We start from the raw sequence: 20,022 nt of genomic DNA on the forward strand, positions 1-20,022 counted from the left end.
TCTTTCTTGTTGAATATCGGCTTTCGTCCCGTTCCGACTTCCGTTGTGCTGTTTGTTTGGGGCGTTTGCGGGGGGGCCCCCCCCCCCCCCCCACCCCCCCCCCCCCCCCCCCACGGCCGTTCCCGGGTGCCCGCCCGGTGCGTTCACGGGGCGGCGATCCCCTGTCGATCGGCCGTAGATCCGGCGCTCCTAGCCTGACGGTGCCCCCGCCGGGGCCCTACACGAGGAGCGCCCGTTGATGAACGTGATCGCGCAACGTGTCACGGTGACCGTCCACGCCAAGGACCCGCTGAGCCGCGCCGGGGTGATGAGCCACCTCCAGCGGCAGCCCAGCGTCGAGGTGGTGCGCGAGACGGCGACGACAACGCCCCCGCCACCGCCGCCGTCCGTGCCCGCGCGGGCGGCACGGGTGGCGGTGATGCTGATCGACCGGCTCGACGACCCGACCCGCGCCGAGCTGCGCCGGACGCTGCGGGCGGGCGGCAGCCAGGTGGTGCTGATCGCCCGGGAGCTGCGGGAACCCGATCTGCTGACGGTGGTCGAATCCGGTGTACGGGTGATCCTCTGGCGGCACCAGGCGACCGAGCAGCGGTTACTGACCGCCGTGCACAGCGCGGCGCGGGGGGAGGGCGAGCTGCCCGCCGATCTGATCGGCCGGCTGCTGGCGCAGATGGGCCGGTTGCAGCGGTCGCAGGAGAGCGCCCAGGGCGCGGGCGCGGCGGCGGGCCCGCTCTTCGGGATGGCCTCGCGGGAGATCGCGGTGGTGCGGCTGGTGGCGGAGGGGCTGGACACCCGGCAGATCTCGGAGAAGCTGGCGTACTCGGAGCGGACCGTGAAGAACATCCTGCACGCGCTGATGACCCGGCTGCGGCTGACCAACCGGGCGCACGCGGTGGCCTACGCGCTGCGGGAGGGGTACATCTGACCGTGCCGCTCCGGCCCGCGCGCGCTCCGTGCCCGGCGGCGGGCCGGGGCGATCAGCCGGCGCAGGGCCGCGTCCCGCTCCCGGCGGCCGTCGGGGCGGCGGGCCAGCTCCCGGCGGGCGACCAGGCGCACCAGGTCATGGCTGCGGTAGCGGTCGGCGCCCGGGGTCTCCAGGAGCGCCCGGTCGACCAGGCTCTCCAGGAGGTGCCCGGCCTCGTCCTCGGCGACCCCGAGCAGGGCGGCGGCGGTGCCCCGGCCGAAGGCGGGCAGATCGATGACGGAGAGCAGTGCGAAGGCGCGGGTGAGCGCCGGGTCCAGTCCCTCCTGGGCCGGGCGGAAGGCGTCGGCCACACCGGTGCCGTCGATCCGCAGCTCGTCCAGGCGGTGGTCCTCGTCGCGGAGGCGGGCGGCGAGGTCGGCGACCTTCCAGTGGGGGCGGGCGGCGAGCCGGTCGGCGGCGATCCGCACGGCGAGCGGGAAGCGGTCGCAGGCGCGCAGCAGCTCCCGTACGGCACCGGGTTCGGCGGCGACCCGGCGGCGCCCGGCGACCGCGCCGAGGAGGGCGGTGGCGCCCGCCTCGGTGAGGGGGGCGAGGTCGAGACGGAGGGCTCCGGGGACGGCGATGGCCCGGGAGCCGCTGGTCACCAGGACCGCGCAGCCGGGCGAGCCGGGGAGCAGCGGGCGGAGCTGGGCGGTGGAGCGGGCGTTGTCGAGGACGATCAGGACCCGGCGTCCGGCGAGCAGCGAACGGTAGAGGGCGGCGCGCGGGGCGGTGCCGTGCGGCAGTGCGTGCCCGGGGACGCCGAGGGTGCGCAGCAGCCGGGCGAGTACGAGGTCGAGGTCGGCTCCGGCGAGGTCGGCGTGGAGCTGTCCGCCGGGGAAGAGGTCTCGGACGGCGTGGGCGGCCTGGAGGGCGAGCGCGGTCTTGCCGATGCCCGGGGGGCCGGTGAGGACGGCGACGGCCATCGTCCGCCCGGCGGCGGCGGCCCGCAGCCTCAGGCGCAGCCGGGCCTCCTCCCTGGCCCGGTCCCGGAAGTCCCCCACGGCGGCGTCGAGCTGCGCGGGCGCCCGCCCGGTGCCGTGTCCGACGCAGCAGCACCCTGGCGCTTCCCCGGTGCCCGGCGGCTCCGGCATCTCGCCGTGGCTCCCGCCGCCGGGCACGATCCCCGCCGGGCCCGGTGCGATGGCGTACGGGAGCCCGTGCCCCGTCGCGGCCCCCGCCGGTCCCGGCCGGACGGCCTCCGCTCCGGCGGGCTGGGGCACCCCCGTACCCGGGGAGTACAGGTCTCCGGAACCCGGCACCGGAAGCCGGCCGGATCCCCCACCGCCCGGAGAGCCCGACGCCACGGCGTACGCGACCCCGCGCCCGGCGGCCCCGGCGGGCTCGGGCACCCCCGTACCCCCGGCGGATGGGGCTCCGGAACCCGGCGCGTCCGCGACCCCGGGTCCGGGGCCCGGCAGGGCAGCCGTGGGGTACGAGCCGCTGTGCCCCGTCGTCGCGACCGGCCCGTCGAGGGCCGCGGGGCCCCTGTCGGCGGGCCCGTCCGGAACCCGCGCTCCTGCCGAAGCCGGGGCGGCCGGACCCCCGGACGGGGGCGGGGGCAGGTCAGGGGTGTCCAGGAGGCGGGTGCGGAGGGTGCGGAGTTCGAGGCCGGGGGCGACGCCCAGCTCGTCCCTGAGGGTGCGGCGGGCCGTCTCGTACACCGTGAAGGCGTCGGCCTGGCGGCCCGCCCGGTGCAGGGCGAGCATCAGCAGCGCCTGGGTCCGCTCCCGCAGCGGGTGCTCCGCGGCGAAGGCCCGCAGCGGCCCCACGATCGTGGTGTGGAGCCCGAGGCCGAGCGCGGTCTCGAAGTGGTCCTCACGGGCGGCGAGCCACAGCTCCGTGAGCCGGTCGCGCTGGCGGTGGGCGTGCGGTCCCGGCAGCCCCGCCAGCGGGGTGCCGCCCCAGAGCGCGAGGGCCCGGGTCAGCTCGCCATGGGCGGCGCGGAGGTCGCCCGCCGCGCGGAGTCCCGCCGCCGACGCGGTGAGCCGCTCCAGTCGTTCGGCGTCGATCCCGTCCCGCGCCTGGGGCGGCAGCCGCAGCGCGTAGCCGTCCCCGGCGTTGACCAGGACGGCCGCCGGGACCCGGGCGGGCCGTCCGGGCTCGATCAGGCCCCGCAGCCGGAAGACATAGGTACGCAGGACCCCGACGGCACGGGCGGGCACCCGCTGGCCCCAGAGCCCTTCCAGCAGCTCCGGCAGGGAGACCGCGCCGCCCCGGCTCAGCAGCAGCTGGGCCAGGACGGCCCGCTGCTGGGGCGGGCCGAGGCGCAGCGGTTCCCCGCCGAGGGCGCCGCGCACCGGGCCGAGCACGGCGAACCGCAGCATGGTGTGGTGGTCCGCGGTCATGGGAGCCCCCCTGAAGCAGCCGCTCCGTCCTGTCCGGCCGGACCAGCCATGCTGCCCGTAAAGACCTCGGGGGACGAGACTCACCAGGGTGATCGACAGTCAACTCACAGCCACCCACAGCGTTCCCCCAGCCGCGCGGGCCGGGGATTCCGGGCGTCCCGGAGGTCCCGGAGGTGCCGGAGGTGCCGGGCGTCCCGGAGGGGTCAGCGCGCCAGCGACGCCACGGGGCCCATCGCGATCACGGGACGGTCGCCGGGGTCGAGCCGGCGCAGGAGTTCGGCCATCCTCGGGCGGGAGATGCCGATACAGCCCGAGGTGGCGCTGGAGTGGTCGACATGGATCCAGATCCCGCCGCCCTTGGCGGTGCCCTCCGGCCGGGTGAAGTCGTACGGGGAACGCCCCGCCACCCGGTTGTAGTTGATCGCGACGACATGGTCGAAGGCGCCCCGCAGCGAGCGGCCCTCATGGCTGAGCCGGTCCGGCGGGGTGAAGTGCCGCCCCTGGTCATAGGGGAGTTCGGTGCCCGGGTCGGGCAGCAGCCCGCCCGCGTCGGTGAGCCGGTAGACCCCTATGGGGGTGCGCAGATCGCCCATGCGGTGGTCGTCGGTCCAGCCCCGGTAGCCGTTGCGGGCGGACCAGGGCCCGGCGGTGCGCTGCCAGCCCCGGGTGGGGTGGCGCTCGTAGAGCAGGGCGGTGGCGCGGTTGGCGTCGCCGTCCGCCGCGGTGACGACGAAGACCTGACGGGCGTCGTCGCCGATGCTCCGCATCGTCCGGGGGCCGAGCCCGGGTATCACCCGGCGGGTCTCCCGGACGGGGGAGGCCCGCTGGGCACCGGGGGTGGTCTCCGGGGAGGGGGCCGCCGCCCGGCCGGCCCCGCCGTCGGTACAGCCGGTGACGCCGATGGCGCCGGTGACCAGGGCACCGGCGGTGAGCGAGGTGACGAACCCCCGCCGGGAGAGGGTGCGCTCGGGGTGCGGTGGGGTCATGAGCCGCTGCCCCAGCTCCCGCTCCCCGGCTCCTTCTCCGCCACGACAGTGGTCCGCTTCCCGGGGACGACTGCCTGGGGTGCCGTGGCGGTGCTTCCGGCGGTCCCGGCCTTCCCGGCGTCGAAGCGCAGACTGTCGACGACGGTACGGGCGGAGCCGAGGGTGGCGCTGGAGAGGTTCTCGCCCGCGCAGACCGACACCACCGCGGCGACATCGCCCTGCTTCCGCGCGACGGCGAAGGTCCTGACGTAGGTGGCCGCACCGCCGACCTGTTCGCACCAGCCGTCGGTGAGCCGCTGCCGCTGGAGGGGCTGGGTGTTCCAGCCCTCGGCGACGGCCTTGACGCCGGAGACCCTGATCACCACATCGCGCGGGCCGAGCCGGTCCAGCGCGGGGCAGGGCCCCTCGTCCACCGGGGCACAGGACGGCGGCCGGGCCGTGAGCGGCTGGGTGCTGATGAAGCCGCCGGAGAGCGAGAGGGGCTGATAGTCCTCACCGATCTCCAGGGTGTGCCAGCCGACCGGGACGCTCACGGTGAGCCCCCGCTGGTCCAGGAAGCGCACATCGTGCTCCTGCGGCGGCATCAGGGGTGGTGGCGCGGCGGGCGGCAGGGCCCGTGGCTCGTCCCGCAGGCTCTGCGGGACGAGCATCCCCACCACCGCCAGCGCCACCGCGCCCAGCACGGCGGCACCCGCGCGCCGCTGCCGGCGCCGGACGACCCGGGTCCGGATCTGGGCCAGGCGTCCGTCGGGCGCGGCGTTCCGGGGGGCGCCCCGCTCCAGCAGGGTGCGCAGCTCTTCCTCGGCCCGCTCAAGCGGATCGCGCATAGATGTGGTCATCGGTCCCCTCCTCGGACTCGATCACGGCCGGAAGTCGTTCCCGCAGGGTGCTCAGTGCCTTGGCCGCCTGGCTCTTGACCGTGCCCGGCGCACAGCCGAGGGTCGCCGCGGTGTCCTCGACGCTCAGGTCCTCGAAGTAGCGCAGGACCACCACCGCGCGCTGTCGCACGGGCAGCGAGCGGATGGCGTGGGCGAGGCTCTGCTCCAGGTCGACCGAGTCATAGGCGTTCTGGGTGCCCACCGCGTCGGGCAGCTCCCCGTGCGGGACCTCGCCGCGCCAGCGCCGCCGCCACCAGCTGGCATGGGTGTGGACCAGCGCCTTGCGGACATACGCCTCGGGGCTGTCGGCGGCGATCCGGTGCCACTTGGGCCAGACCTTCGCCAGGACCGTCTGGAGCAGGTCCTCGGCCAGATGGGCGTCGCCGGTCAGCAGCCAGGCCACGCGCAGCAGCCGTGGCCCGCGTGCGGCGACGAACGCCTCGAAGCCCTCGTCGGCTATCGGACCCATGTCACCGCCCCCACTTCTGTCCTCCGTTGTTCACATGGGGACAACGCGTTGGGGCGGGGTACGGGTTGCCCCGGGCCGGAAGTCGTCCACCGGTGACCGCCCGCGCGTCGTCCGCGGACGGCCGTCCGCGAGGGGTCAGCCCTCGTCCGCCGCGTCGGGGTCGACGGCGAGGGTGAGGCTCCCGGTGACCCCCCGGGCGATCCTTCCCTTGCTCCACTCCAGGGCGAGCAGTCCGGCGGTGGTGCCCCCGCCCCCGCGCCGGTAGATGCCGTCCTCCTCCAGGGTGGTGCGCTCGGTGGTGCTGGTGGCGTACGGGGCGACGCGCAGGGACTCCGCCACGGCGTCCTCCGGGAGGAAGAGCTGACCGGTGTGGCAGGTGCGGCCGCCCTCGTATCCGGAATCCCTGAGGACGCCGTCCACATGGACCTTGGTGTGGATATGGACGCAGCGGCCCCGGTACCAGCCGGGGAGGACGGTGGTGAAGCGGACCGCTCCCCGGGCGTCGGTGATCTGGGTGCCGCGCAGATAGCGTGCGCTGTCGGTCGGCCGCCCGCCGCCCCCGGCGCCGCCCCGGCTTGCGCTCTCGAAGCCGGAGTAGAGGCCGAGCGCGTCACAGTGCCAGATGTCGACGGCGGCACCGGCCAGCGGCTCACAGGCGGTGGAGTCGACCACGGTGAGCCGGAGGTCGAGAGGTATGCCGTCACGGTCCTCGGTGATGTCCCGCCGGATCCGGTCGGCGTCGATGTAGTAGGGGCCTTCGGTGTGCTGGGCGGTGAGCCGGTAGCAGCCATCGGCAGAGACCGAACCGGAGCCAGAGCCGGATCCAGAGCCGGAACCGGAATCCGAGCCGGAGCCGGAGCCGGAGCCGGGACCGGAACCGGGACCGGAACCGGAACCGGGACCGGCCGTCGGGGACCGGTCGCTGTCGTCACCCCCGCACCCGGTGGCGAGGGCGATCAGCGACACCACCGCGGCCGACCCTCCCGTACGGACGAAGCGGCGTCTGGGCATGTCCTGTGCGTTCATGCGCCGCGACGGTACCGATCCGTCCCATGGCGCCGATGGGAACGGGCTGTGCGCGAGCTGTGAGAAAAGCCGCGAAAAGGCCGGGGAACACCCCGGGGGCCTCCGGGGGCGGAACGGCCCCGGGCCCGTACCGGAGAGCGGTACGGGCCCGGGGGCTCGGGGCACTGGACGCGAGGTCCTACGGGATCACTCGCCGGCGGACGGCTTCGCCGGGGGCTTGCGCAGCGCGATGTTCAGCTCGCGCAGCCGGGCCTCCTCCAGCACCGTCGGCGCGCCCATCATCAGGTCCTGGGCGTTGCCGTTGAGCGGGAAGGCGATCGTCTCGCGGATGTTGGGCTCATCGGCCAGGAGCATCACGATCCGGTCGACACCCGGGGCGATACCACCGTGCGGCGGGGCGCCGAGACGGAAGGCGCGGAGCATGCCCGCGAACTCCTGCTCGACGGTCTCGCGCTCGTACCCGGCGATCTCGAACGCCTTCAGCATGATCTCGGGCTCGTGGTTCCGGATGGCGCCGGAGGACAGCTCGATGCCGTTGCAGACGATGTCGTACTGCCACGCGAGGATGTCCAGCGGGTCCTTCTCCTCCAGGTCCTTCATCCCGCCCTGCGGCATGGAGAAGGGGTTGTGGGAGAAGTCGATCCGGCCGGTCTCCTCGTCCTTCTCGTACATCGGGAAGTCGACGATCCAGCAGAAGCGGAACTCACCGTCCACGAAGTGACCGGCGCGCTTGGCGGCCTCGACCCGGACCCCGCCCATGATCTTGGAGACCTCGTCGAAGTCACCGGCGCCGAAGAAGACGGCGTGCCCGGCGGCGAGGCCCAGGCGCTCGGTGAGGACCTTGACGTTCTCCTCGGTGAGGAACTTGGCGATCGGGCCGGAGAGGGTGGGGGTACCTCCCGCGCCGCCAGGCGCAGGGGGACCGTCCTCGGCGACCCGGACCCAGGCCAGGCCCTTGGCGCCGAGCGAGACGGCGAAGTCGCCGAGCCCGTCGAAGAACTTGCGGGACTGGGCGGCGACATCCGGCACCGGCAGCGCACGGACGTGCTTGCCCGCGAACGCCTTGAACTCCGAGCCCTCGAAGACATCGGTGATGTCCACCAGCTCCAGCTCGGCCCGCAGGTCCGGCTTGTCGCTGCCGTACTTCAGCATCGACTCGCGGAACGGGATGCGCGGGAACGGCGAGGTGACATGACGGCCCCCGCCGAACTCCTCGAACAGCTCGGTCATCAGCCGCTCGATCGGGCGGAAGACATCCTCCTGCTCGACAAAGCTCATCTCCACGTCGAGCTGGTAGAACTCGCCGGGGGAGCGGTCGGCGCGGGCGTCCTCGTCGCGGAAGCAGGGCGCGATCTGGAAGTAGCGGTCGAAGCCCGCGATCATCAGCAGCTGCTTGAATTGCTGCGGCGCCTGCGGCAGGGCGTAGAACTTGCCCGGGTTGAGCCGGGAGGGGACCACGAAGTCACGCGCGCCCTCGGGGGAGGTCGCGGTGAGGATCGGGGTCGCCATCTCGTTGAAGCCGAGGGCGGTCATCTTGTGCCGGATGGCGGAGATGACGGCGGTGCGCAGCATGATGTTGCGGTGCATGCGCTCACGGCGCAGATCGAGGAAGCGGTACTCCAGGCGCCGCTCCTCGTTGACACCGTCGTCGGCGTTGATGGTGAACGGGATCTGCTGGGCGGCGCCCAGCACCTCGACGCCGGAGACCTCGATCTCGATCTCGCCGGTGGGCAGCTCGGGGTTGACGTTGTCCGCGCCACGGCTGACGACCCGGCCGTCGACCCGGACGACGGTCTCCTTGGTGAGGTGGCTCAGCGCCTCGTTCGCCGGGGTGCCCGGACGGGCGACCAGCTGGGTGATGCCGTAGTGGTCGCGGAGATCGATGAAGAGGATGCCGCCCAGGTCTCGGCGATTGTGCAGCCAGCCGCTCAGCCGGACGTCGGAGGAGACGTCAGAGGCGCGGAGCTCGCCGCACGTGTGTGACCTGTACCGATGCATCGTCGTTCATCCAGTCTTGGTGATTTTGGGTGAGGCCGGGCCCATCCAGGTTACCGCCCGGCCCCCCACCCGCTCATTGGCATATACACAACATGCCGGGTCACCGTGTCCCCCGTGGGTGGTACCGGGAGGTGACCCGGCCACGGATCGGAATAAAGTGAGGCAATGCGCACCGAGGATGTCCTGGCCGCCATCGCGACCGGCCTGTGGCGGTGGGACAACGGGGCAGGGACGGTCACGCTCGACGCCGAGGCCGCCCGGCTGCTGGAGCTGCCGCCCGACGCCCGTACCGTCCCCGAGTCGGTCATCCGGGCACGGTTCCACCCCGTCGACTGGAACGAGATCAACGGCGTGGTCTCCCTCGCCATCGCCGAGGGGACCCTGGCCGAGGGACGGCTGCGGGTCGTCGACGACGAGGGCCGGGTGCTGCGCACCGTACGGAGCCGGTCCAAGCCGGTCCTGCGGGACGGCTCCTATCTGCTGAACGGGACCCTCCAGGAGGTCGCCGAGCCGACCGAGGGCACCGCCGCGCGCACCCCCATCACCGGTGACTGGCGCCGCTCCCGGGAGGCGTTCCTGCTGGACGCGGGGCGGGCGCTGGCGGAGGCCCGGTCCACCGCCGAGGTGCTGCGGGTGGCGGCCTCGCTCTCCATGCCGGGGTTCTCGCCGGACGGTCTCGCCGTCTTCGGCGCGGCGGGCGACCGGTTGACGATCATCGGCCAGCACGGTCACCAGAGCGCCGGCGGGGACCCCTTCAGCGATATGCGGCTGGACACCGACCACCCGGCGGCGGAGGTGGTCCGCACCGGACGGGCGGTCTATCTGCCGAGCCCCGAGGAGTACAACCGCCGCTATCCCACCAGCTGGCCGCTGGCGCAGCGGCTGGGCCGGCAGTCCTGGGCGTATCTGCCGCTGATCGTCGCGGGCCGGACGATGGGCGCCTGGCTGGCGGCCTTCCGGCATCCGGTGGCCTTCACCCCCGACGAGCGGTCGGTGCTGACCACGGTGGCCCGGATGCTGGCCCAGGCGCTGACCCGGGCCGGGGTCGCCGAGTCCGAGCGGGAGCTGTCGCTGGGGCTCCAGCGGTCGATGATGCCGGTCCTCGGGCCCGCGATCCCGGGGATGGAGGTCGCCGCCCGCTATGTGCCGACCGGCGGGGGGCTCCAGGTCGGCGGCGACTGGTACGACATGATCCCGCTGCCGTCGGGACGGATCGCCCTGGTCATCGGGGATGTGCAGGGCCATGACGTCCGGGCCGCCGGGCTGATGGGCCAGCTGCGGATCGCGCTGCGGGCGTACGCCTCCGAGGGCCACCGGCCGGACGCGGTGCTCTCCCGCGCCTCCCGCTTCCTGCATGGCATCACCGATACGTACGACAGCTCCGACCACGCCGGGCCGCGCTTCGCGACCTGCCTCTATCTGGAGGTGGACCCGGCCTCGGGCGGGGTCGAGATGGCCCGCGCCGGACATCCGGAGCCGGCGGTGCGGATGGCGGACGGCACGGTACTGGTACTGCCCACCGAGGGCGGGCTGCCGCTGGGGATCGACCCGGACTCGGACTATCCGACCACCCGGATCGACCTGGAACCCGGAGAAACGATGATGATCTGCACCGATGGTCTGCTGGAGACCGGCGGGCACGATCTGGACACCGGCTGGGCGCGGCTGCGGGCGGTACTGGAGAACCCGGCGCGGCACTCCCTGGAGGAGCTGGCGGACTCCCTGGTGCAGGCGGTGCACGGCCCCTCCTCGCACTACACCACCGGGCCGCTGGCCGACCGGCGCGAGGACGATGTGGCGCTGGTGCTGCTCTCCCGGGTGGCGGTGGAGGAGGGGGTGCCGCGCGAGGCGCCGCGCCGCACCGCGATGACCATCGCCCAGGCGGAGCCGGAGAAGATCGCCGTCGCGCGGGAGCAGGTGCGCGGGCTGCTGCACGACTGGGCCGACGAGGAGCAGGTGGACTCGGCGGTGCTGATGGTCTCCGAGATGGCCACCAATGTGCTGGTGCACACGGACGGCAGCGCCCTGCTGGTGGCCGAGGTGACCTGCGGCGAGGGGGCCCGCACCCTGCGGGTGGAGGTCGCCGACAGCAGTGACGACCTGCCGCACAAGCGGCGCCCCGGGGAGCTGGCCTCCTCCGGGCGGGGGCTGGTGCTGATGGAGATGCTGGCGGACGCGTGGGGGGTCGATCCCCGGGGCGAGGGCAAGTCGATCTGGTTTGAGCTGCATGAGCCGGGCAAGCCGGTGGCGGGTACGGGTACGCAGGGCGCGGCGGACGGGACGGAGTAGCCGGGGACGGCGGTACGGGTACGGAGCGGCTCAGGGCTTCGTGACGTCGGGGGGCGGGCTCTCGTACCGCTCCCGGAGCACCCCCAGCACCCCGAACGCCGCCGCCACCACCGGCACCGCCAGCAGCATCCCGAGGATGCCCGCCACCCCCGCCCCCGCCGTGATCGCCAGCATCACCACCGCCGGGTGCATCTGGACCGTACGGCTCTGGATCATCGGCTGGAGGACATGCCCCTCCAGCAGCTGCACCGCGAGGACCACGCCCAGCGCCCAGAGCGCGATCACCCACCCCCGGTCGGCCAGCGCGACCAGCACCGCCACCGCGCCGGAGATGAAGGCGCCCAGATACGGGATGTACGCGCCGACGAAGACCAGCGCGCCCAGGCCCACCGCCCCCGGCACCCGCAGGACCAGCAGCCCCGCCGTGATCAGCACCGCGTCGATGAGGGCGATGAGGGTGGTCCCCCGCATGAAGCCCTCGACCGCGTTGAAGGCCCGGCGGCCCATCTCCTCCAGCATCGTGCCGCCCTGGCCGGGGGCGAGGGAGTGGGCGAGCGCCGTCGCCCGGTCCGAGTCCCGCAGAAAGAAGAAGATCAGCAGCAGCGCGAGGATCGCCGTGGCGATCACCTCGCCCACCAGGCTCAACCCGCTGAGCACGCCCGACGCCGCCGTACCGCCGAACTTGGCCAGCAGGTCCTTGGTGTTGCCGGCGAGATCGGCGAGCGAGGTCCCGGCGCCGAAGTGGCCGGTGACCCCCTGGACCGCGTCCCGCAGCGAGGAGAGGATCTGCGGACCGTTGTCGACCAGCACCTTGACGATGATGTACATCGCGCCGCCCACCACACAGAGCACGGCGGCGCAGGTCAGCCCGGCGGCGAGGGAGCGGTGCACCTTCATGGCGCGCAGCCGCCGGTAGAGCGGGCCGAGCAGCGCCGTCCCGAGCAGGGCGAGCAGGACCGGGGTGACCGCGATCCGGAAGGTCCCCACCAGCCAGAGCCCCACCGCGCCGACCCCGGCGACCAGCAGCACGACGACACACCAGGCGGCGAGGCGCCGTACCGGCTCGGGCAGAAGGGTGCGCACGCCTCCAGCCGACCATGACGTAACCCCCGGGGCCCGTGCACGGCGCCCGTACGGGTGACCTCGGGGACCGTGCTCCCGTACGAGAGCGGTGGTCCGGTACGAGAGCAGCGCTCCGGCACGGGATCGACGCTCCGGTGCGAGAGCGGTGCTCCGGCACAGGATCGACGCTCCGGTACGAGAGCGGCGCTCCGGTACGGGTGAGGGCCCCGCCGGTCGTCCGGCGGGGCCCTCGGCACCCATCACGCGGCGATGGCCCGCTCCCCGGGGGGGCGGAGCGGGCCATCCGGCCGGGCGTGTCACATGCCGTGCACGGCGGGGACGCTCCCCAGGCGACCCGCCTGGAAGTCGTCGAACGCCTGGCGCAGCTCGTCCTGGGTGTTCATCACGAACGGGCCGTAGTGGGCCATGGGCTCCCGGATGGGACGCCCGCCCAGCAGGACGACCTCCAGGTCCGGGGTGTGCCCGTCCTGGGTCTCGTCCGCGCGGACGGTGAGCGCGCCGCCGTCGCCGAAGACGGCGGTCTGGCCCTGGTGGACGGGCCGCCGCTCGGTGCCCACGGAGCCCCGTCCGGCGAGGACATAGGCGAGACCGTTGAACTCCTCGCGCCAGGGCAGGGTGATCTGCGCGCCCGGACGGAGGGTGGCGTGGATCATGGTGATCGGGGTGTGGGTGATGCCGGGACCCTCATGGCCGTCCAGCTCACCGGCGATGACCCGGAGCAGCGCACCGCCGTCGGGGGAGGTGAGCAGCTGGACCTGGCCGCCCCGGATGTCCTGGTAGCGGGGGTCCATCATCTTGTCGGCGGCGGGAAGGTTCACCCACAGCTGGAGTCCGTGGAAGAGCCCGCCGGAGGTGACCAGCTCCTCCGGCGGCGCCTCGATGTGGAGCAGTCCGGAGCCGGCGGTCATCCACTGGGTGTCGCCGTTCTGGATCGTTCCGCCACCACCGTTGCTGTCCTGGTGGACGAAGGTTCCGTCGATCAGGTAGGTGACGGTCTCGAAGCCCCGGTGGGGGTGCCAGGGGGTGCCCTTGGGCTCCCCGGGGGCGTACTCCACCTCTCCCATCTGGTCCATCATGATGAACGGGTCGAGGTAGCGGTAGTTGATCCCGGCGAAGGCGCGCCGCACCGGGAAACCCTCCCCCTCGAAGCCGCTGGGGGCGGTGGTCACGGCGAGCACCGGGCGGGACACCGCCTCGGCGGGGGCGGCGACGCGCGGCAGGGTGAGCGGGTTCTCGACAGTCACAGCGGGCATGGGACGACCTCCTTGTACGAGAAGTTTAGTTGAATACTGAACTTCCCGCCAGTGGGAACGACGGACGCCCGGGAGGTATTCCTCCCGGGCGTCTCCCGGTGACCGTCATCGGTGGGGTGAGCGACCACCCCGGAGGGGGGCGCCGCACGGGGTGCGCGCGCGGGCGCGCGACCGCCGCGCGCACCGCCGTATCACCCATCCATACGGCACATCCCCCTCATGGGCGCCTTTACCCGTACATCCCGCTCACCCGTACATCTCGCACATCCGCATGCTCACCCGTACATACGGCGCATCGCGAAGTCGACCATCTGCTCCACGGCCTTCGCGTCGAAGACCATCCGGTGCTCCCCCTCCATGTCGAGGACGAAGCCGTACCCGGTGGGCAGCAGATCGATCACCTCCGCACCCGTGATCACGAAGTACTTGGACTCCTTGCCCGCGTACCGCCGCAGCTCCTTGAGGGAGGTGAACATCGGGATCACCGGCTGCTGGGTGTTGTGCAGCGCCAGAAAGCCCGGGTTGTCGCCGCGCGGGCAGTACACCTTGGAGGTGGCGAAGATCTGCTGGAAGTCCTCGGCGGAGAGCGTGCCCGTGGTGAAGGCGCGCACCGCGTCGGCGAGCGACGGCGGGGACGGCTCCGGATACAGCGGCTGGCCCTGAGGCTGACCCCCGTAGGGCTGCTGGGGTGCGTACTGCTGGTGAGCGCCCTGGTTCTGGTCGTAGCCGTACATGACGGCAAGAGTAACCAGTCACAGTTGGGCGATTGGGGGTTGCGGCTTATTACCGGTGGGTAGCATCATCGTAGCTACCAGCCGGTAGACGGGTTGGACGCAGACTGCCGGACACCGACCGCCGGACACAGACTCCCGAACCTACGGAGCCGTCGCCATGGGGCACTACAAGTCGAATCTTCGTGACATCGAGTTCAACCTGTTCGAGGTCCTCGGCCGCGACAAGCTGTACGGCTCCGGCCCGTTCGCCGAGATGGACACGGACACCGCCGTCTCGATCCTGGAGGAGGTCGCCCGCCTCGCCGAGAACGAGCTGGCCGAGTCCTTCGCCGACGCGGACCGCAACCCGCCCGTCTTCGACCCGGAGACCAACACCGCGCCGATACCGGAGTCCTTCAAGAAGAGCTACCGGACCTTCATGGAGTCCGAGTACTGGCGGCTCGGCATCCCCGAGGCCATCGGCGGCACCACCGCGCCCCGCTCCCTGGTCTGGGCCTACGCCGAGCTGCTGCTGGGCTCCAACCCGGCCCTGTGGATGTACTCCTCCGGCCCCGCCTTCGCCGGGCTGCTCTACGAGGAGGGCACCGACGAGCAGAAGCGGATCGCCGAGTTCGCCGTCGAGCGGCAGTGGGGCTCCACCATGGTCCTCACCGAGCCCGACGCCGGCTCCGATGTGGGCGCCGGCCGGTCCAAGGCGATCCGGCAGGAGGACGGCTCCTGGCACATCGAGGGCGTGAAGCGCTTCATCACCTCGGGCGAGCACGACATGTCGGAGAACATCCTCCACTATGTCCTCGCCCGCCCCGAGGGCGCCGGACCCGGCACCAAGGGCCTCTCCCTCTTCCTCGTACCCAAGTTCCTCTTCGACTTCGAGACCGGCGAGCTGGGCGAGCGCAACGGCGTCTACGCCACCAATGTCGAGCACAAGATGGGCCTGAAGGCCTCCAACACCTGCGAGATGACCTTCGGCGACCGCCACCCCGCCCGGGGCTGGCTGATCGGCGAGAAGCACGACGGCATCCGCCAGATGTTCAAGATCATCGAGTTCGCCCGGATGATGGTGGGCACCAAGGCCATCGCCACCCTCTCCACCGGCTACCTCAACGCGCTGGAGTACGCCAAGGAGCGCGTCCAGGGCTCGGACCTCGTCGACTTCATGGACAAGACCGCGCCCAAGGTCACCATCACCCACCACCCGGATGTCCGCCGCGCGCTGATGACGCAGAAGGCGTACGCCGAGGGCATGCGCTCCCTCGTCCTCTACACCGCTTCCGTCCAGGACGAGATCGCCGTCAAGGAGGCGGCGGGCGAGTCCGCCGCCGAGCTGGTCGCCCTCAACGACCTGCTGCTCCCGATCGTCAAGGGCTATGGCTCGGAGCGCTCCTACGAGCAGCTCGCCCAGGCGCTCCAGACCTTCGGCGGCTCCGGCTACCTCCAGGAGTACCCGCTGGAGCAGTACATCCGGGACGCCAAGATCGACACCCTCTACGAGGGCACCACCGCCATCCAGGGCCAGGACTTCTTCTTCCGGAAGATCGTCCGCGACCAGGGCCAGGCGCTCAACGCGCTCTCCGAGGAGATCAAGAAGTTCCTGGCCGTGGGCACCGGCGGCGAGGAGCTGGCGGGCGCCCGCGACGCGCTCTCCCGGGCCGCGGTCGACCTGGAGGCCATCGTCGGCGTCATGACCACCGACCTGATCGCCACCGGCGAGGAGGTCAGGAACATCTACAAGGTCGGCCTGAACACCACCCGGCTGCTGATGGCCTCCGGCGATGTCGTCACCGGCTATCTGCTGCTGCGCGGCGCGGCCGTCGCCGCCGAGAAGCTGCCCGGCGCCACCGGCAAGGACATCGCCTTCTACCAGGGCAAGATCGCCGCCGCGAAGTTCTTCGCCGCCAACGTCCTGCCCCAGGTCTCGGTCGAGCGCGGTCTCGCCGAGCAGGTCGACCTCACGCTGATGGAGCTGGACGAGGCCGCTTTCTGAGCCCTGCCGGGGTAGCCCTGCCGGGGTCGGGGCCTCCGGGTCCCGCCACCCGACCGGGGCCTCCGGGTCCCGCCGCCCGACCGGAACCGGCCCGTTCCCCCGCGCGACCGACGCGGGGGACGGGCCGTCCGTATGCTCACGGACAGCCGTCCGCGCCACCGCCCCGACCGGGTCACCGCCCCGGGCCCGATCCGGTGGGCACGGCGTGGAACCGCAACCATGCGCCCCCGGCGCACCCCCCTCGTTAAGGTGGGCGTCATGAGCACCAGCGCACCCCTCCGGCTCGACCGCGGGCACACCGACGACCTGATGACCTTCCTGGCCGCCTCGCCGTCCCCGTACCACGCCGTGGCGAACGCCGCCCAGAAACTGGAGAAGGCCGGATTCCGGCAGGTCCGGGAGGTGGACGCCTGGGACGCGTCGGCAGGCGGCAGGTTCGTCATCCGCGGGGGCGCGCTCATCGCCTGGTACGTCCCCGAAGGGGCCGACACCCACACCCCCTTCAGGATCGTCGGCGCGCACACCGACTCCCCCAACCTCCGGGTCAAGCCCGACCCGGACGCCGGGGCACACGGCTGGCGCCAGATCGCCGTCGAGATCTACGGCGGACCGCTCCTCAACAGCTGGCTCGACCGCGACCTCGGGATCTCCGGCCGGCTCACCCTGCGCGACGGCTCGCACCGGCTGGTCAATGTCGACCGGCCGCTGCTGCGCGTACCGCAGCTGGCGATCCATCTCGACCGCACCGTCACCTCGGACGGCCTCAAGCTGGACAAGCAGCGCCATATGCAGCCGATCTGGGGGCTGGGCGAGGTCCATGAGGGCGATCTCCTGCACTTCCTGGAGGAGGAGAGCGGCATCCCGGCGGGCGAGGTCAGCGGCTGGGACCTGATGACCCACTCCGTCGAGGCCCCCGCCTATCTCGGCCGCGACCGCGAACTCCTCGCCGCGCCCCGGCTGGACAACCTGCTCTCCGTCCACGCCGCCACGGCCGCGCTCACCGCCGTCAGCGCCCTGCCCGACCTCCCGTACATCCCGGTGCTGGCCGCCTTCGACCACGAGGAGAACGGCTCCCAGGCCGACACCGGTGCCGACGGCCCGCTGCTCGGCTCGGTCCTGGAGCGGTCGGTCTTCGCCCGGGGCGGCGGGTACGAGGACCGGGCGCGCGCCTTCGCGGGCACGGTCTGCCTCTCCTCCGACGTGGGGCACGCCGTCCACCCCAACTACGCGGAGCGCCACGACCCGACGCACCACCCGCGCCCCAACGGCGGACCGATCCTCAAGGTCAATGTCAACCAGCGGTACGCCACCGACGGCAACGGCCGGGCGGTCTTCGCGGCGGCGTGCGAGCGGGCCGGGGTGCCGTGGCAGTCGTTCGTCTCCAACAACGCGATGCCGTGCGGCACCACCATCGGACCGATCACGGCGGCGCGGCACGGGATCCACACCGTGGACATCGGGGTGGCGTGTCTGTCGATGCACAGCGCGCGGGAGCTGTGCGGGGCGGACGACCCGTTCCTGCTGGCGAATGTGCTGACGGCGTTCCTGCGGGGCTGACGGCGCTCACGCCAGGGCCTTGTCGCGCTCCACCGGTCGGGACCCCTCGCGGCGAAACATCCGCGAAAGGTCCCGCCCGGCAGAGTGCCGGGCATGGTCCTCCACCCCACCCGGCCCGCTCAGCCCGACGGGCGCTCCCTCGTCCACCACAGCGGCCCCCCGCGCCGCACCCTTCTCCTGGTCCTCGGCGCGGTGGCCGCCCTGCTGCTGACCGGCTGCTGGCTGGTGCTCCAGCGGTACAACGACCGGCCGCCGTGGGCCGAGGACATCACCTACGAGGCCGGCTATCTGCACGGCAAGCGGGTCCTCCAGGGCGACCCCACCGGAAAGCTCACCGCCGAGCTGCTGGACGGCGGCTGTGTCCGGATGGAGGCCGAGGGCGCGGCGGGGCGGAAGGCCACGTACAACCCGAAGCTCTGGGTCACGGGCTGTCTGGACGGGGCCGCCGGTCGGCCCTCCGCCGCGCAGGGCCTGCTCCCCTGAGCCGGCCCCCCGCGTGCCTTCGTCCTGCTCCGCCTGCCCCGGCGCTCCCTCCGTCCCGCTCCGCCCGCTACTCCGTCGGCCGGTCCTCCCGGTCCAGACCCGCGAGGACCAGCGGCAGCCGCCGGACGCCCCCCTCGGCCACCTCGACCGGGACCCCCCAGTCCTGCTGGTGCACATGGCAGGCCGGGTACGGGTTGGCCGGGTCGTCGTCGCACGAGGCGGCCATCGCCGACACATGGAGCACCCCGCCGCCCACCGAGGCGTCGATCTCCAGCTCCCGGCCCAGCTCACTGCCCGCGCCCGCGCCGGAGCGCAGCAGCTCGGGCGGGGTGGCCGAGACCAGCAGCCGGGTGGACGGCCCGTACCGGGTGTCCAGCTTCTGCCCGGCCGGGGCCTCGAAGACGACCTCCAGCCGCAGCGGCCCCGGCGCGATCCCGGTGGCGGCCCGCTGGGTGCGATGGGCCACGGCCTCGACCCGTACCGCCTCCTCCGGCAGCCGCAGCCGGGTCAGCCGGTGCCGGGCGGACTCCACCACCACGATGTCCTCGCCGACGAGGACCGCGTCCGAGGGCTCCCGCAGATCGGTGGCGAGGGTGGTCACCTCACCGGTGGCCGGGTCATAGCGGCGCAGGGCGTGGTTGTACGTGTCACTGATCGCGACCGAACCGTCGGGCAGCGCGGTGACCCCGAGCGGATGCTGGAAGAGCGCCTGCCCCGCCGCCCCGTCCCGGTGCCCGAAGTCGAAGAGTCCGGTGCCGACGGCGGTGCGCACGGTGCCGCTGGTGTCGATCCAGCGCAGTGCCGAGGTCTCCGCGTCGGCGATCCACAGCCGGTCCCCGGCCGCCGCCAGACCCGACGGCTGCGCGAACCACGCCTCGGCGGCGGCTCCGTCGACCAGGCCCTCATTGGTGGTCCCGGCCGCGAGTCCGACCGTGTCGGCGGCGGGGTCATAGGTCCACAGCTGGTGCGTCCCGGCCATGGCGATCCACAGCTTCCCCTCCCACCAGGCGAGGTCCCAGGGCGACGAGAGATCGACCTCCCGCGCGGGCCCCTCGGTGGGCGAGCCCTGCCACCACTGCCGCCCGGTCCCGGCGAGCGTGGTGATCGCCCCCGTCGCCGGGTCGTACGCCTTGATCGCATGGTGGACGCTGTCGGCGACCGCCACCCGTCCGTCGGGCAGCAGCGCCAGCCCCTGCGGCTCGTTGAACTCCCCGTCCCCGCCGATCCGCCGGACCACGGTCTCCCCGTCCGGCGCCAGCTCCACCAGCCGGTGGCGGGTGGTGTCGGAGACCAGGAAGCCGCCGTCCGCCGTCACCACGGCCTTCCCCGGGAACCGCAGCTCGGTCGCGACCGGCTCCGGCGCCACATACGGCCCGTCCCCCCGCCGCAGCGTGCCCTTGGCCGCGTGCTCCCGCTCCAGCTCCGCCACCAGCCGCGCGATGGCGTGCGCATGCCCCTCACCCGCGTGCTGGGCGACGACATACCCCTCGGGGTCGATCACCACCAGCGTGGGCCAGGCCCGTACCGCGTACTGCTTCCAGGTCGCCAGCTCGGGATCGTCCAGCACCGGGTGGTGCACCTGGTACCGCTCGACGGCGTCGACCACGGCGGAGTGCTCGGCCTCGTGCGCGAACTTGGGCGAGTGCACCCCGATGATCACCAGGGTGTCGCGGTGCTTCTCCTCCAGCTCCCGCAACTCATCCAGGACATGCAGGCAGTTAATGCAACAAAAGGTCCAGAAATCTACAACAACGCACTTACCTCGCAAGTCGGCGAGGGTGAGCTCTTTGCCTCCGGTGTTGAGCCAGCCGCCCTTGCCGATCAGCTCGGGGGCACGGACACGGGCACGGCGGCGGGGCGCAGGAGCGGGGGTGGGCTCCGGGGCGGCATCGTTCATCCTTCAAGCTTGCCATCCTGGTATGAACGCCGGATCACATCCGTACGGCAGGACCAGCGACAGGGGGCCGAAG

The 20,022-nt window shown here is 72.8% G+C and carries 15 protein-coding genes; 5 read left to right on the plus strand and 10 right to left on the minus strand.

Annotated elements, in window-relative coordinates; translation table 11 throughout:
* Positions 1–238: 238 nt before the first annotated feature.
* On the plus strand, positions 239–925 hold the full coding sequence (locus tag ABT354_RS36695; RefSeq protein ID WP_351502134.1) for a helix-turn-helix transcriptional regulator: 687 nt from the start codon (positions 239–241) through the stop codon (positions 923–925).
* On the opposite strand, the gene ABT354_RS36700 is transcribed toward ABT354_RS36695, so the two are convergent.
* The 6 genes from ABT354_RS36700 to aspS form a co-directional block, all read right to left on the minus strand.
* Positions 898–3,312: an AfsR/SARP family transcriptional regulator gene (locus ABT354_RS36700; protein WP_351502136.1), complete on the minus strand. Its 2,415-nt coding sequence runs from the start codon at positions 3,310–3,312 to the stop codon at positions 898–900. The two genes, ABT354_RS36695 and ABT354_RS36700, sit on opposite strands and share 28 nt — an antisense overlap.
* Positions 3,313–3,515: 203 nt before the next feature.
* Positions 3,516–4,298, minus strand: a complete 783-nt coding sequence (locus ABT354_RS36705; RefSeq protein WP_351502138.1) for a L,D-transpeptidase family protein — start codon at positions 4,296–4,298, stop codon at positions 3,516–3,518.
* Positions 4,295–5,137 carry a hypothetical protein gene (locus tag ABT354_RS36710; protein WP_351502140.1) on the minus strand — a complete coding sequence of 281 codons (843 nt, stop codon included), beginning with the start codon at positions 5,135–5,137 and terminating at the stop codon, positions 4,295–4,297. The genes ABT354_RS36705 and ABT354_RS36710 overlap by 4 nt, the downstream gene beginning before the upstream one ends.
* Positions 5,109–5,645: a SigE family RNA polymerase sigma factor gene (locus ABT354_RS36715; protein WP_351502142.1), complete on the minus strand. Its 537-nt coding sequence runs from the start codon at positions 5,643–5,645 to the stop codon at positions 5,109–5,111. Before ABT354_RS36715 ends, ABT354_RS36710 begins: the two co-directional genes overlap by 29 nt.
* A 135-nt stretch (positions 5,646–5,780) precedes the next feature.
* Entirely contained in the window at positions 5,781–6,671 is an 891-nt protein-coding gene (locus ABT354_RS36720; protein ID WP_351502144.1) for an intradiol ring-cleavage dioxygenase, read from the minus strand.
* A 186-nt stretch (positions 6,672–6,857) separates the two neighbouring features.
* Positions 6,858–8,669, minus strand: coding sequence for an aspartate--tRNA ligase (aspS, locus tag ABT354_RS36725; RefSeq protein ID WP_351502147.1), 1,812 nt, complete (start codon positions 8,667–8,669; stop codon positions 6,858–6,860).
* A gap of 165 nt (positions 8,670–8,834) precedes the next feature.
* On the opposite strand from aspS, the gene ABT354_RS36730 reads away from it, so the two are divergent.
* Positions 8,835–10,958, plus strand: a complete 2,124-nt coding sequence (locus ABT354_RS36730; RefSeq protein ID WP_351502149.1) for an ATP-binding SpoIIE family protein phosphatase — start codon at positions 8,835–8,837, stop codon at positions 10,956–10,958.
* 30 nt (positions 10,959–10,988) lie between these two features.
* Here ABT354_RS36730 and ABT354_RS36735 read toward each other — a convergent pair whose 3' ends face one another.
* From ABT354_RS36735 to ABT354_RS36745, 3 genes are all read right to left on the minus strand, one after another.
* Positions 10,989–12,041 carry an AI-2E family transporter gene (locus ABT354_RS36735; protein ID WP_351502151.1) on the minus strand — a complete coding sequence of 351 codons (1,053 nt, stop codon included), beginning with the start codon at positions 12,039–12,041 and terminating at the stop codon, positions 10,989–10,991.
* Positions 12,042–12,337: 296 nt separating this feature from the next.
* On the minus strand, positions 12,338–13,294 hold the full coding sequence (locus tag ABT354_RS36740) for a pirin family protein (protein ID WP_351502153.1): 957 nt from the start codon (positions 13,292–13,294) through the stop codon (positions 12,338–12,340).
* A gap of 275 nt (positions 13,295–13,569) precedes the next feature.
* Positions 13,570–14,028 (minus strand): SseB family protein, encoded by a 459-nt coding sequence (locus ABT354_RS36745; RefSeq protein ID WP_351502155.1) that lies wholly within the window; start codon positions 14,026–14,028, stop codon positions 13,570–13,572.
* A 157-nt stretch (positions 14,029–14,185) separates the two neighbouring features.
* On the opposite strand from ABT354_RS36745, the gene ABT354_RS36750 reads away from it, so the two are divergent.
* The 3 genes from ABT354_RS36750 (at position 14,186) to ABT354_RS36760 (ending at position 18,052) form a co-directional block, all read left to right on the plus strand.
* On the plus strand, positions 14,186–16,012 hold the full coding sequence (locus tag ABT354_RS36750) for an acyl-CoA dehydrogenase (RefSeq protein ID WP_351502157.1): 1,827 nt from the start codon (positions 14,186–14,188) through the stop codon (positions 16,010–16,012).
* Positions 16,013–16,270: 258 nt separating this feature from the next.
* Positions 16,271–17,569, plus strand: a complete 1,299-nt coding sequence (locus tag ABT354_RS36755) for a M18 family aminopeptidase (RefSeq protein WP_351502159.1) — start codon at positions 16,271–16,273, stop codon at positions 17,567–17,569.
* Positions 17,570–17,662: 93 nt separating this feature from the next.
* Positions 17,663–18,052 (plus strand): hypothetical protein, encoded by a 390-nt coding sequence (locus tag ABT354_RS36760; RefSeq protein ID WP_351502161.1) that lies wholly within the window; start codon positions 17,663–17,665, stop codon positions 18,050–18,052.
* A 67-nt stretch (positions 18,053–18,119) separates the two neighbouring features.
* Here the strand turns inward: ABT354_RS36760 and ABT354_RS36765 are convergent, their stop codons facing one another.
* Complete coding sequence (locus ABT354_RS36765) at positions 18,120–19,949, minus strand: NHL domain-containing thioredoxin family protein (protein ID WP_351502163.1); 1,830 nt, start codon at positions 19,947–19,949, stop codon at positions 18,120–18,122.
* Positions 19,950–20,022 lie beyond the last annotated feature (73 nt).

Origin of the sequence: Streptomyces sp. NPDC000594, assembly GCF_040299965.1 — a bacterium.
Classification (GTDB): Bacteria; Actinomycetota; Actinomycetes; order Streptomycetales; family Streptomycetaceae; genus Streptomyces.

Coding starts and splice junctions, on each gene's coding strand:
- ABT354_RS36765 (WP_351502163.1), bottom strand. CDS start 19,949: ATGAACGATGCCGCCCCGGAGCCCACCCCCGCTCCTGCGCCCCGCCGC.
- ABT354_RS36760 (WP_351502161.1), top strand. CDS start 17,663: ATGGTCCTCCACCCCACCCGGCCCGCTCAGCCCGACGGGCGCTCCCTC.
- ABT354_RS36730 (WP_351502149.1), top strand. CDS start 8,835: ATGCGCACCGAGGATGTCCTGGCCGCCATCGCGACCGGCCTGTGGCGG.
- ABT354_RS36720 (WP_351502144.1), bottom strand. CDS start 6,671: ATGAACGCACAGGACATGCCCAGACGCCGCTTCGTCCGTACGGGAGGG.
- ABT354_RS36750 (WP_351502157.1), top strand. CDS start 14,186: ATGGGGCACTACAAGTCGAATCTTCGTGACATCGAGTTCAACCTGTTC.
- aspS (WP_351502147.1), bottom strand. CDS start 8,669: ATGCATCGGTACAGGTCACACACGTGCGGCGAGCTCCGCGCCTCTGAC.
- ABT354_RS36700 (WP_351502136.1), bottom strand. CDS start 3,312: ATGACCGCGGACCACCACACCATGCTGCGGTTCGCCGTGCTCGGCCCG.
- ABT354_RS36710 (WP_351502140.1), bottom strand. CDS start 5,137: ATGACCACATCTATGCGCGATCCGCTTGAGCGGGCCGAGGAAGAGCTG.
- ABT354_RS36755 (WP_351502159.1), top strand. CDS start 16,271: ATGAGCACCAGCGCACCCCTCCGGCTCGACCGCGGGCACACCGACGAC.
- ABT354_RS36705 (WP_351502138.1), bottom strand. CDS start 4,298: ATGACCCCACCGCACCCCGAGCGCACCCTCTCCCGGCGGGGGTTCGTC.
- ABT354_RS36745 (WP_351502155.1), bottom strand. CDS start 14,028: ATGTACGGCTACGACCAGAACCAGGGCGCTCACCAGCAGTACGCACCC.
- ABT354_RS36695 (WP_351502134.1), top strand. CDS start 239: ATGAACGTGATCGCGCAACGTGTCACGGTGACCGTCCACGCCAAGGAC.
- ABT354_RS36740 (WP_351502153.1), bottom strand. CDS start 13,294: ATGCCCGCTGTGACTGTCGAGAACCCGCTCACCCTGCCGCGCGTCGCC.
- ABT354_RS36715 (WP_351502142.1), bottom strand. CDS start 5,645: ATGGGTCCGATAGCCGACGAGGGCTTCGAGGCGTTCGTCGCCGCACGC.